We start from the raw sequence: 11,448 nt of genomic DNA, 5'->3' as shown, positions 1-11,448 counted from the left end.
AAGGTTTAGAATTTAAAAAACTGATTGTTGGAAATAACTTCTTTTAGGTTAGAAATACTATTGATCTTTATTTTTTGATCAAAAGCTCTGATGTGATTCATGTGATGTGCATCGGTTCCCGTAAAATCATACATCCCTTTTTTGAGAAGTTCTTCTGCCGTTTTGTTAATTCGTTCTCCATAATACCCTACAATAGACAACAAATTTAACTGAAATAAACAGCCTGCTTTTTTTAGCTTTTCATATTCATTAAAATCTTTTCGATAATACAAATAGCGCTCCGGATGTGCCAAAACCGGAATGTATCCGGCTACCTGTAATTCAAAAAGAGTTTTGTACAGTAGGAGAGGAGCATTTTGATACGAGATTTCTACTAATACATAATTGTCTTTTAGTGTGAGAAGCTTTTCGTTTTTGAAATGATTCTCAAACCAATCGTCAATAAAATATTCTGCGGCAGCCTGAAAAGGAATCTTAATATGATTTTCTTCTAATAAAAGCTTAGTCTCCTGCTGTTTTGTTGTAATAATCGGAGCCGAATTATTCCATACATAATGATTAATGTGAGGAGTAGTGATAAATTGCGACAATCCCATTTCTCGAAAGGCATTGACAAGTTTTATTGTATCGGTTATAGTTTTTGCGCCATCGTCAATTCCGGGCAAGATATGCGAATGAATATCAACATAATGATCCGACAACAGGTCTTTTAAAAGAGGTTTTGATTTTAAAAAGGATAACATGTTGCAAAAGTATGTAAATAAGAAGAATTTGTGATGCTTTAATTTTAATGTAACGATTGTAACTCGCCATTTCATAATTATATTATATTTGAGATTCCTTAAAATCTAATGATTTATGAAAATAAAAGAAAATTTATACAACAAAAGAATTATTTCGATAGACGCTTTACGCGGAATCACAATTTTTGTTATGATTTTTGTAAATGAGCTGGCCAGTATTACCAATGTGCCGCAATGGATGAAACATATGCCGGCAGATGCTGATGCTATGACTTTTGTAGACCTGGTTTTTCCGGCTTTCTTATTTATTGTGGGAATGTCTGTTCCGTTTGCTTTTAATGCCCGATTGATCAAAGGGGACAGTGTAAAAACGATTTGGACACATACTTTAAAAAGAGCTTTGGCTCTCATAATTATAGGTGTTTTTATGGTCAATGCCGCTGAAGGTTACGATGCCGCTAAGATGATTATTTCACCGGCATTTTGGGGATTTTTAGCTTATTTAATGCCTATTCCAATTTGGAATAAATATGCTAAGGATTTTCCGTTGTGGTTAAAAAATAGCCTGCAATATGGTGGAATAGTGGTTTTAATAGCACTCTACTTTTTATATGTTCAGGATACCGGCAACATTGGAATGACGCCAAAATGGTGGGGAATTTTGGGATTAATTGGTTGGGCTTATCTTTTTACAGTGGTGTATTACTGGCTGGTTTGTGGAAAATTGGGGGCAATGATTGCTTTTTTAGTCCTATGTGTTGCAGCAAATTCGGTAAATCTGACAGAAGGATCCGTTTTGCATCAAATACAATGGTTGAGTTTTATTGCAGGACACTTAACTCATGCTTCCTTAGTTGCTGCCGGAGTAGTAATTTCGTTACTGTTTTTCGATCGAAAAATACCTGCTAAAATCAATTGGGGAGTATTAGGTTTTGTTGTTTTGTTTTTTGTAACAGGATATTTGTTGCGACCGTATTTTGGAATTTCAAAAATAAAAGGAACTCCGTCCTGGACAATGTTTTCGGCGGCAATTTGTACCGTTTTGTTCTATTTTCTGTATTGGCTTATGGAACTTAAAAAACAAACCAAATGGAGTAATTTCTTTATGCCCGCTGCTGCAAATCCGTTATTGATTTATATTCTGCCGGGTGTTATCTATTATTTCTGCAAGACTATTAATATTCATATTATTCCGGGATATTTTAGAGAAGGAGTTCCGGGGATTATCTGGTCTTTAGTTTTTTCGGTTATTATGCTTTATGTGATGAAAATCATGAATAGGTTTAAAATTCAATTGCATCTGTAAAGAGATGGAGTTTCAGGTTTCAGGTGTAGTTTGAACTTGAAACCTGAAACCTGAAACTTTTCAACATAAAAATTCAGCGTACCCTTTTAAACGAAATCGGTCCGGTTCTTTTCTTATTGTCAATAAAAGTACCTTCGAGCGTGTTGCCGTCTTCAGACAGTGTTAAAGTATGTGTGCCTTGTGTTGCCCAGCCTTCAATGGGTAATGTGACTTTTACCGTGTATACAATAGTGTTTCCGGTTCGTTTTCCTGTACCGCTTTCTACAAATTTCTGTCCTTTCCATTCCAGGTAGTGAGAGAAAATAACCTTCTCGTTTTGTTCTGATATAATTGCGACAGCATTTTGTACTCCAGGATTTATGTCTTCCCAGACGCCGTTAATATCGATTTTTTTCGATTGGCTATAGCTGTTATTTGAAAAGAATAGAACAGTAAAAAGTAAAAGACAAAGCTTTGTTTTCATATTTCTTAAAATTTAAAAAGTAACTGATTTTATTTCTAAAAAGGCTCCCGAAACCGGATGGTAGTTCACAAAGTTGAATTTGCATAAATTATTAATGTTCAAAAGTTTTCCGTTTGGAAGACCGTTCTGTCTGAAATCCGTCCATTTAATTTTGATTGTTTTGAATTTATTGGGAGAAGCTGGTAAATCAACTCTTGGGTGAGATCCGCCATGTATGCAGCCGGTTCCTTCTTTGTTCCCTTCGCGTGCCTGTAGTTTGATGAGGTGCGAGGATTTATAAGTGATGCTTACAAATTTAGAATCATCCGATAAATTGGTCGGAGGGCCATCATTTGAATTAGAATTTGTTATCAGGACATTTAGTTCAATTTCACCCGAAGGTTCTTCTTTTGCGGTGACTTTCACGATTCCTTTTTTCTCACGAACCTCATTAATCGTGTTCTGACTTTCTACAGCGGGACCTGCAATATACCAGACAGAGGTTTTGACTAAGTCTTTATCCGATCCCTTAAAGAAAGTAAAGCCAGAGAAGAGAAATCCAATGCTTAATAATAAAAGTATAAAAGGAGTCCCAATCTTGGTTTTGATTTTCATACAAAGGTTTTTTCAACTCAAAAATATGCTTTTTTGTCTTGTATTCAAATTAGATACCTATAATTTGAGGAAATGGAATCCTATTGTTGGAACCAAATTAAGATTAAATGAAGTAAACAAAATAACAGTAATCTGGTGCTGGATTTTGGGGTCAGTAAAAACGATTGGTCATTAAGGCTAGGTTTGGCTGAAAATTTCTAACTTTCCAAAAAAATCAATTCCCTTATTTTTCATGCAATTATCGGTAATTATTCTTAATTATAATGTACGTTACTTTTTGGAACAATGCGTTTTAAGTGTTCAGGATGCTATTTCGTCGCTTGATGCCGAAATCATTGTAGTGGATAATAATTCATCAGACGAGAGCTGTTTGATGATGAAAACGAAGTTCCCGGGAGTAAAACTAATTCAAAACGATACCAATTTTGGGTTTCCAAAAGGGAATAATATTGGAGTTGCAGCCGCTAGGGGAAAGTATATTTGTATCTTAAATCCAGATACCGTTGTTGCCGAAAATACGTTTAAGAAAATCGTAGCTTTCGCTGAAATGCAAGTCAATTTAGGAATTGTGGGTTGTAAACTAATCGATGGTACCGGAGCTTTTTTACCCGAAAGCAAGCGGGGAATCCCGACACCCTGGGTGGCTTTTACTAAAATCTTCGGATTGTATAAAATTTTTCCAAAATGGAAACTTTTTAATCAGTACTACGCACAGCATTTAGGTACAAACGAAAGCGGAAAAGTTGATGTTTTGGTTGGGGCTTTTATGTTGATGACGCGTGATTTGTATTTGGAATTAGAAGGTTTTGATGAAAAATGCTTCATGTATGCCGATGATATTGATTTGTCGTATAGAGCACTACAAAGAAAGAAATGTAACTATTATTATCATGAAACAACCGTTTTGCATTACAAAGGCGAAAGCACGGTAAAAGATGAAAAGTATATGAAACGTTTTCAGGAAGCTATGAGTTTTTTCTATCAGAAGCATTTTAGAAAATCATGGTTTTTTGAATTTTTTATCCAAATCGGAATCTGGTTCTTTTCATTTGTGAAAATGTTTCAAGGAAAAACAAAATCAAAACCTTTGCCGGAAAGAGTCGTTTTTTACTCTTCAAATCGAATTTTGTCTGAAAAATTACCTAAAATTTTAAAAAATAAAGTTACCTTTTTAGATTTCAAAAAAGAAAAAATGGTAAATTCGTGCCAGGTTTTTGAGGGTAAAAGAGTTGAGATTATTTTGGATAATCAATATGTTTCGTTCGAAAAATGTATCAAAATCATAGAAACTGTTAAAGATAAGAACATTACTTTTAAGATTTTCCCCAAAAACGCAAATTTTATTATTGGGAGCAATTTGCGAAATGACAGGGGGCAAATTGTAAAAATCGAGTAAAAAATTATATTAAGTGTAATTTATATTTAAAATATTCAGTAATTTCGCAATCTGAAAATCAAAATCACCTTTTAGATTAACAATATGGCAAGATTTGAATTGAAACTTCCTAAAATGGGAGAGAGTGTCGCTGAAGCAACTATTACAAACTGGTTGAAAGAAGTGGGAGACAAAATTGAAGCTGATGAAGCAGTACTTGAAATTGCAACTGATAAGGTTGACAGTGAGGTGCCAAGCGAGGTATCAGGAGTTTTGATTGAGCAATTGTTCGGTAAAGACGATTTGGTTCAGGTAGGGCAAACTATTGCAATTATTGAGACAGAAGGTGATGCGCCGGCTGTTAAGGCAGTAGAATCTGCTGCTCCGGCAGAAGTCGCTGAAATCGAAAAAACAATCGAAGTTGCGAAAGACGCTGTAACGGCGCCACAAGATTTTTCAGGATCGGATAAATTCTTTTCTCCGTTAGTAAAAAACATTGCTAAAGAAGAAGGGGTTTCTGTTGCTGAATTAGAAAGTATTGCTGGTTCAGGTAAAGACGGTCGTGTAACAAAAGAAGATATTTTAAAATATATTGAAGCTCGTAAATCGGGTGTTCAGGCTCCAAAAGCAGTTGTAGAAGCACTAAAAACGGTTCAGCCTGCGACTCCAGTTCAAAAAAGCCAGCAAGCAGTTCCGGTATCTGTAAATGGAGGTGATGAAATCATCGAAATGGACAGAATGCGTAAACTGATTTCAGGATACATGGTGGCTTCGGTACAAACTTCGGCACACGTACAATCGTTTATCGAGGTCGATGTAACGAATATTGTAAAATGGAGAGATAGAGTGAAAAGCGCTTTCGAGAAAAGAGAAGGAGAAAAGCTGACTTTTACACCAATTATGATGGAAGCAGTTGCGAAGGCTTTAAAAGATTTCCCGGGAATGAATATTTCTGTTGATGGTGATTATATCATCAAAAAGAAAAATATAAATTTAGGAATGGCAGCAGCTTTACCAAATGGAAATTTAATTGTTCCTGTGATTAAAAATGCAGATCAGTTGAATTTAGTTGGAATGGCAAAAGCAGTTAATGATTTAGGAAACCGTGCGAAAGCAGGAAAACTAAAACCGGATGATACACAAGGCGGAACTTATACGGTGACTAATGTGGGGACTTTCGGAAGTGTTTTTGGAACTCCAATTATCAATCAGCCGCAAGTTGGAATTCTGGCTTTGGGTGCTATTCGTAAAGTGCCTGCGGTTATCGAAACTCCGGAAGGTGATTTTATCGGAATCCGTCAAAAAATGTTCTTATCGCACTCTTACGATCACAGGGTAGTAGATGGTGCTTTAGGAGGAAGTTTTGTAAAAAGAGTAGCTGAATATTTAGAAGCTTTTGATGTAAACAGAGATTTTTAATTCTGTTTTAAAAATAAAATCAAACCCGGGAAATTTAAACATTTCCCGGGTTTTTTGTTTTGTAAGAAAAGGTTAAGAAAGCTAACAGAAGCTCGCTTTTAGAATCAATTTAAAAGTTAAAATCGAGCAATTACAGCCCTTTTTGTTTAAAAAAGTCAAGAATAAAAGAGGAAATTCGGCTTTAAAAATTACATTTGTAATCTTATAAAAATTAAAAATGGAACTCAAACTCAACAAACCAATTTGCTTTTTTGATCTTGAAACAACCGGAATTGATATCGGTAAAGATCGAATTGTAGAAATTTCGATATTCAAAGTTTTTCCAAACGGAAATAAAGAAAGTAAAACCTGGTTGGTGAATCCTACGATTCCAATTCCGCCACAAACAACTGCTGTTCATGGTATCACGGATGAAAAAGTGGCCAATGAGCCTACTTTTGCAGAATTGGCACCACAGGTTTATAATATGATTAAAGACAGTGATTTAGGCGGTTTTAATTCAGATCGTTTTGATATTCCGTTGTTAGCGGAAGAATTGCTGCGTGCCGGAGTTGATTTTGATATGAAGAACAAAGTTTCGGTAGATGTGCAAACAATCTTTCATAAAATGGAAGAACGTACTCTAAGTGCGGCACTAAAATTCTATTGCGGAAAAAGTCTGGAGAACGCGCATTCAGCAGAAGCAGATACAATGGCGACCTACGAGATCTTAAAGGCGCAATTGGACCGTTACCCGGAATTGGAAAATGATATGAAATCATTGTCTGAATTTACAACACGTAAAAAAATCGCTGATTTCGCCGGAATGATTGCTTTTGATAAAGATAACGAAGAGATTTTTACCTTTGGAAAGCATAAAGGAGCTAAAGTGGATAAGATTTTAGAAAGTGAGCCAGGCTATTTTAGCTGGATCCAAAATGCTGATTTTCCTTTGTATACCAAAAAAGTCTTAACGGCAATTAAATTAAGAAAGTTAAACACAAAATAAGGTTCTAAGGGGTTAAGGTTCTAAGGGGCTAAGTTTTAGCATAGTTTCTTAGAACCTTAGAGTCTTCGTAGCTTAGCAACTTATATAAAAATGAAGATTATCTGTATCGGTAGAAATTATACCAATCACATTGAGGAGTTAAAAAACGAGCGTCCGACAGAGCCGGTGGTTTTTATGAAACCGGATTCGGCAGTTTTATTGAAACAGCATCCGTTCGTAATTCCGGAATTTTCTGAAGAAATTCATCACGAAATAGAGATAATTGTTAAAATTAACAAAGTAGGAAAGTATATTGAGCCTAAGTTTGCGCACAAGTACTACGATGAGATTAGCGTGGGTATTGATTTTACCGCCAGAGATTTACAGGAAAAATTAAAAGCAAAAGGATTGCCTTGGGAAAAAGCAAAAGCTTTTGATGGCTCTGCGGTTATTGGAGAGTTTTTGCCAAAGACTGATTTTGTTTCGATGGAAAATCTTACATTTGAATTGACAAACAATTCTGAGACTGTTCAAAAAGGGAATACTGGTTTTATGCTTTGGAAAATTGACGAACTTGTTTCTTATGTGTCGCAGTTTTTCACGCTAAAAATTGGTGATATCATTTTTACAGGAACACCGGAAGGTGTTGCTGCGGTTAAACCAAACGACGTTTTAGAAGGCTTTTTAGAAGATAAAAAATTATTCAGAATACAAGTAAAATAATGGCTTTAAAATACAACCTTTCGAAAGTATATGCGCTTTCAGACAATGATCCGGAATTTGTAAACGAAATTCTTAAATTATTTGTTACTGAAGTTCCTGAGGATTTGAAACAAATCAAAGAAGGAATTAAAAAGAAGGATCATAAGTATGCCTATTCATATGCGCACAAAATAAAACCTACATTAGATTTAATGGGGTTGAATGTGGCTTTTGAAGAAATTCTGCAAGTTGAGGCCTGGACCAAAGCCGAAGGCAAGAAAAAAGAAATTATCGAAACTTTTAAAAGTATAAAAGTACAGGTGAAAGAGGCGATCAAGGAGATAAAGAAAGACTTTGATTTGTAGGTCTTTACTGTAATCTTTTTGCTTTTTTTGTTGGTGAAGAAGAAGGGAATTGCTGTGGATTAAGGTGTTTGTTTTAAGGGTCTTAGTTAGAGTTGATTTCTTTCTTGTAAAGGCATCTCACGTCTGTCTTTTTTGCGAATCTCTACAACTACATCTGTGTTTTATAATAATGACTTACGATAAGTAAGTGAAAATATTCTATAGCTATGAAAGCAACCATTATTACTATCGGGGATGAAATTTTAATAGGTCAGATAGTCGATACAAACTCAGGTTTTATTGCAAAATCACTGGATCGCATTGGTGTCGAAGTTCATGAAATGATTTCAATAAGTGATGATAAAAAGCATATTTTAGACACATTTGCTCAGTTGCAGAATAAAGTTGATGTGGTGATTGTGACTGGTGGTCTAGGGCCTACAAAAGATGATGTTACCAGAAAGACGTTCTGCGATTATTTTGATGATGAGCTGGTGATGAATCCTGAAGTTCTGGCTCATGTGACAGAATTGATCGAGGGTTTTTACAAGCGTCCAATTTCACAATTAAATAAAGATCAGGCCTTAGTTCCGTCTAAATGTACCGTTTTGCATAATAAAATGGGCACGGCTCCAGGCATGTGGATGAAGAAAGAAAATACAGTATTTGTTTCGCTTCCGGGAGTCCCATATGAAATGAAATATTTGATCGAAGAAGAGATAATTCCTAAAATAGTTCGCGAATACAAACGTCCATATATCATTCATAAAACAATTTTGACCTATGGTCAGGGCGAGAGTCTAGTTGCGGAACGTATTGAAGATTGGGAGAATAACTTGCCTGAATTTATTAAGCTGGCCTATCTGCCAAATCCGGGACGAGTACGTTTGCGTTTGTCTGCCCGTGGAACTAATAAAGAAGTGTTGGAAGCTGCAATTGAGGAGAATGTGAAATCTTTGGATGCTATAATTAATGATATTATAGTGGGCTATGAGGAAAATGAAACGATAGAATCTGTAGTCGGAAAGATTTTAACCAAACAGCATAAAACGATTTCGACGGCCGAAAGTTTTACCGGAGGGAAAATTGCTTCGCTTTTGTCGGCAATTCCGGGATCGTCTAATTATTTTAAAGGCAGTGTGGTTTCCTATGCAACAGAGGCAAAGGTCAATGTTCTCGGTGTCTCGCAGGATTTGGTTGATCGATTTTCGGTCGTAAGTGCCGAGGTTGCATCTGCTATGGCTTTGAATGTGAAAGAGATACTTAAAACCGACTATGCAATTGCCACAACCGGGAATGCCGGACCGACAAAAGGAGACTCTGATGCTGAAATTGGAGCTGTTTTTATCGCTTTGGCTACTCCGAACGGAATAATTGTCGAAGAATTTAACTTTGGCCAACCACGTGAAAAAGTGATAGATAGAGCAACTATCAAGAGTTTAGAAATATTACAGAAAGAAATTTTGAAATTTGTGCAATAATTTTTTGCTACAATGGTTTATTTTTCTTTTCTTTGCACCCTGATTTTGAATAACGATAAAAGATAAGTATAATGTCAAGAGTTTGTGACCTTACAGGTAAAAGAGCGATGGTAGGAAATAACGTTTCTCACGCTATGAACAAAACTAAGAGAAAGTTTTCTGTAAACTTAGTTAAAAAGCGTTTTTATCTTCCAGAAGAAGATAGATGGATTACTCTTAGAGTAGCAGCATCTACGATAAAAACAATTAATAAAAATGGAATCACTGCTGTTTTGAAAAAAGCACAGTCAGAAGGATTTATCAAATAATCTTTTCCTAAATAAATATATAGCAAGATGGCAAAGAAAGGTAATAGAATCCAGGTAATTTTAGAATGTACTGAGCACAAGACTTCTGGTGTTCCAGGTACTTCTAGATATATAACAACTAAGAACAAGAAAAATACTCCGGACAGATTAGAGATTAAAAAATTTAATCCAATCTTGAAACGTGTAACTGTTCATAAAGAAATTAAGTAATAATTAGAGATTTTAATACAATCTTAAGTGTTAATTATTAAGTAATACTTGAAATACTAGTAATACTGTTAATATTAAAATATTTAAAGATTTATTGAATTTCAATAACATTTAAATCATGGCAAAGAAAACCGTAGCATCGTTACAAACATCTTCTAAGAGATTATCAAAAGCCATCAAAATGGTGAAATCTCCTAAAACTGGTGCGTATACATTCGTAGAATCTATTATGGCTCCTGAAGAAGTTGATGAATTCTTGAAAAAGAAATAATAACAATCACAGTATATAGAAAAGCTACTTTCATTCGGAAGTAGCTTTTTTATTTTTTATATTTGTCTAAAATTTAAAGGAACATGACTAATTTTAGGTTTCTTTAAAAATTAAAGATTATTTGGTTTGTAAAATCATATAATCTAAAAAACTAACAACCTATAAAAATGAGTTTTTTTAAAAAATTATTCTCTACTGATAAGAAAGAGACTTTAGACAAAGGTCTTGAAAAATCAAAAACTACTTTTTTCTCAAAGTTAAGCAAAGCCGTTGCTGGAAAATCTAAAGTTGATGACGACGTTCTGGATGATCTGGAAGAAATTTTGGTAGCTTCTGATGTTGGAGTAAATACAACACTAAAAGTAATCTCCAGAATCGAAAAACGTGTTGCTGCAGATAAATATTTAGGAACAGATGAGTTGAATCAGATTCTTCGTGAAGAAATTGGTGCTTTATTGTCTGAGACTAATACAGGTGAGGCAACAGAATTTGAGATTCCAAAAGATAAAAAACCATATGTTTTAATGGTTGTTGGTGTTAATGGAGTAGGTAAGACTACTACAATTGGTAAATTAGCATATCAGTTTAAAAAAGCCGGTTATAAAGTGGTTCTGGGAGCTGCCGATACTTTTCGTGCTGCTGCTATCGATCAGTTGCAGGTTTGGGCAGATCGCGTAGATGTTCCAATCGTGAGACAGAATATGGGGAGTGATCCTGCTTCTGTTGCATTTGATACGTTGCAATCTGCGGTAGCTCAAAATGCCGATGTAGTTATTATTGATACTGCCGGACGTCTGCACAATAAGATCAATTTAATGAACGAGCTTACGAAAGTAAAACGTGTGATGCAAAAAGTAGTTGCCGATGCTCCTCATGACGTACTTTTGGTTTTAGACGGTTCTACAGGTCAGAATGCTTTTGAGCAGGCTAAACAATTCACTGCTGCTACCGAAGTAACATCGCTTGCTGTAACTAAATTAGACGGAACAGCTAAAGGTGGTGTTGTGATAGGTATCTCGGATCAGTTTCAGATTCCTGTAAAATACATTGGTGTTGGAGAGGGAATTGAGGATCTGCAGGTCTTTAATAAGTATGAATTTGTCGATAGTTTTTTTAAGTAATCTTTTTTAGATCATTCAATGAGTTTTTCTTCTTTAAAAAATATAACGCCGGTTACTTTTTATTTCGCGAGTGTTGTCTGTTTTGTTTTGGCGAATGTTTTAAAAGATAACAGTTTGTCTTTTTATTACATTTTATTGGTTTTC

At 35.1% G+C, this 11,448-nt stretch carries 14 protein-coding genes; 11 read left to right on the top strand and 3 right to left on the bottom strand.

The genetic code is table 11. The features are described from left to right. Positions 1-5: 5 nt before the first annotated feature. The gene (locus OGZ34_RS21965) at positions 6-743 is read right to left on the bottom strand and encodes a tyrosine-protein phosphatase (RefSeq protein ID WP_263361747.1); all 738 of its coding nucleotides are present in this window, start codon (positions 741-743) and stop codon (positions 6-8) included. Positions 744-858: 115 nt separating this feature from the next. Between OGZ34_RS21965 and OGZ34_RS21960 the strand changes: the two genes are divergently transcribed. After that, on the top strand, positions 859-2,049 hold the full coding sequence (locus tag OGZ34_RS21960; RefSeq protein WP_263361746.1) for a DUF5009 domain-containing protein: 1,191 nt from the start codon (positions 859-861) through the stop codon (positions 2,047-2,049). A 73-nt stretch (positions 2,050-2,122) separates the two neighbouring features. Here OGZ34_RS21960 and OGZ34_RS21955 read toward each other — a convergent pair whose 3' ends face one another. Continuing rightward, a complete protein-coding gene (locus OGZ34_RS21955) occupies positions 2,123-2,512 on the bottom strand; it encodes a hypothetical protein (protein ID WP_263361745.1) in 390 nt (129 codons plus the stop codon). 12 nt (positions 2,513-2,524) lie between these two features. Then, positions 2,525-3,106: a hypothetical protein gene (locus OGZ34_RS21950; protein WP_263361744.1), complete on the bottom strand. Its 582-nt coding sequence runs from the start codon at positions 3,104-3,106 to the stop codon at positions 2,525-2,527. Positions 3,107-3,338: 232 nt separating this feature from the next. On the opposite strand from OGZ34_RS21950, the gene OGZ34_RS21945 reads away from it, so the two are divergent. The 10 genes from OGZ34_RS21945 to ftsY all read left to right on the top strand — a co-directional run bounded on the left by OGZ34_RS21945 (position 3,339) and on the right by ftsY (position 11,304). Further along, complete coding sequence (locus OGZ34_RS21945; RefSeq protein ID WP_263361743.1) at positions 3,339-4,502, top strand: glycosyltransferase family 2 protein; 1,164 nt, start codon at positions 3,339-3,341, stop codon at positions 4,500-4,502. Between the two features lie 84 nt (positions 4,503-4,586). After that, positions 4,587-5,900, top strand: a complete 1,314-nt coding sequence (locus OGZ34_RS21940) for a dihydrolipoamide acetyltransferase family protein (protein ID WP_263361742.1) — start codon at positions 4,587-4,589, stop codon at positions 5,898-5,900. A gap of 217 nt (positions 5,901-6,117) precedes the next feature. Beyond that, a complete protein-coding gene (locus tag OGZ34_RS21935; RefSeq protein WP_029272720.1) occupies positions 6,118-6,888 on the top strand; it encodes a 3'-5' exonuclease in 771 nt (256 codons plus the stop codon). A gap of 90 nt (positions 6,889-6,978) precedes the next feature. Further along, positions 6,979-7,590 (top strand): fumarylacetoacetate hydrolase family protein, encoded by a 612-nt coding sequence (locus tag OGZ34_RS21930; RefSeq protein WP_173966112.1) that lies wholly within the window; start codon positions 6,979-6,981, stop codon positions 7,588-7,590. Beyond that, positions 7,590-7,934 (top strand): Hpt domain-containing protein, encoded by a 345-nt coding sequence (locus tag OGZ34_RS21925; protein ID WP_173966111.1) that lies wholly within the window; start codon positions 7,590-7,592, stop codon positions 7,932-7,934. Before OGZ34_RS21930 ends, OGZ34_RS21925 begins: the two co-directional genes overlap by 1 nt. Positions 7,935-8,140: 206 nt before the next feature. Continuing rightward, on the top strand, positions 8,141-9,394 hold the full coding sequence (locus OGZ34_RS21920; RefSeq protein WP_263361741.1) for a CinA family nicotinamide mononucleotide deamidase-related protein: 1,254 nt from the start codon (positions 8,141-8,143) through the stop codon (positions 9,392-9,394). Between the two features lie 71 nt (positions 9,395-9,465). Next, positions 9,466-9,702: a 50S ribosomal protein L28 gene (rpmB, locus tag OGZ34_RS21915; RefSeq protein ID WP_008468080.1), complete on the top strand. Its 237-nt coding sequence runs from the start codon at positions 9,466-9,468 to the stop codon at positions 9,700-9,702. Positions 9,703-9,729: 27 nt separating this feature from the next. After that, positions 9,730-9,912, top strand: a complete 183-nt coding sequence (gene rpmG / locus OGZ34_RS21910; RefSeq protein ID WP_008253902.1) for a 50S ribosomal protein L33 — start codon at positions 9,730-9,732, stop codon at positions 9,910-9,912. Between the two features lie 118 nt (positions 9,913-10,030). Then, positions 10,031-10,183: a DUF4295 domain-containing protein gene (locus OGZ34_RS21905; RefSeq protein WP_008468081.1), complete on the top strand. Its 153-nt coding sequence runs from the start codon at positions 10,031-10,033 to the stop codon at positions 10,181-10,183. A 167-nt stretch (positions 10,184-10,350) separates the two neighbouring features. Beyond that, entirely contained in the window at positions 10,351-11,304 is a 954-nt protein-coding gene (ftsY, locus tag OGZ34_RS21900) for a signal recognition particle-docking protein FtsY (protein ID WP_173966109.1), read from the top strand. The last annotated feature ends 144 nt before the right edge of the window (positions 11,305-11,448 follow it).

Source organism: Flavobacterium collinsii, from assembly GCF_946903285.1.
Lineage (GTDB): Bacteria > Bacteroidota > Bacteroidia > Flavobacteriales > Flavobacteriaceae > Flavobacterium > Flavobacterium collinsii.
The sequence above is the reverse complement of the archived record's forward strand: the minus strand, read 5'-3'. Positions and strand labels throughout refer to the sequence as shown.

Excerpts from the sequence above, each read along its gene's own strand:
- OGZ34_RS21965 (WP_263361747.1), bottom strand. The coding sequence starts at position 743 with ATGTTATCCTTTTTAAAATCAAAACCTCTTTTAAAAGACCTGTTGTCG.
- OGZ34_RS21960 (WP_263361746.1), top strand. The coding sequence starts at position 859 with ATGAAAATAAAAGAAAATTTATACAACAAAAGAATTATTTCGATAGAC.
- OGZ34_RS21955 (WP_263361745.1), bottom strand. The coding sequence starts at position 2,512 with ATGAAAACAAAGCTTTGTCTTTTACTTTTTACTGTTCTATTCTTTTCA.
- OGZ34_RS21950 (WP_263361744.1), bottom strand. The coding sequence starts at position 3,106 with ATGAAAATCAAAACCAAGATTGGGACTCCTTTTATACTTTTATTATTA.
- OGZ34_RS21945 (WP_263361743.1), top strand. The coding sequence starts at position 3,339 with ATGCAATTATCGGTAATTATTCTTAATTATAATGTACGTTACTTTTTG.
- OGZ34_RS21940 (WP_263361742.1), top strand. The coding sequence starts at position 4,587 with ATGGCAAGATTTGAATTGAAACTTCCTAAAATGGGAGAGAGTGTCGCT.
- OGZ34_RS21935 (WP_029272720.1), top strand. The coding sequence starts at position 6,118 with ATGGAACTCAAACTCAACAAACCAATTTGCTTTTTTGATCTTGAAACA.
- OGZ34_RS21930 (WP_173966112.1), top strand. The coding sequence starts at position 6,979 with ATGAAGATTATCTGTATCGGTAGAAATTATACCAATCACATTGAGGAG.
- OGZ34_RS21925 (WP_173966111.1), top strand. The coding sequence starts at position 7,590 with ATGGCTTTAAAATACAACCTTTCGAAAGTATATGCGCTTTCAGACAAT.
- OGZ34_RS21920 (WP_263361741.1), top strand. The coding sequence starts at position 8,141 with ATGAAAGCAACCATTATTACTATCGGGGATGAAATTTTAATAGGTCAG.
- rpmB (WP_008468080.1), top strand. The coding sequence starts at position 9,466 with ATGTCAAGAGTTTGTGACCTTACAGGTAAAAGAGCGATGGTAGGAAAT.
- rpmG (WP_008253902.1), top strand. The coding sequence starts at position 9,730 with ATGGCAAAGAAAGGTAATAGAATCCAGGTAATTTTAGAATGTACTGAG.
- OGZ34_RS21905 (WP_008468081.1), top strand. The coding sequence starts at position 10,031 with ATGGCAAAGAAAACCGTAGCATCGTTACAAACATCTTCTAAGAGATTA.
- ftsY (WP_173966109.1), top strand. The coding sequence starts at position 10,351 with ATGAGTTTTTTTAAAAAATTATTCTCTACTGATAAGAAAGAGACTTTA.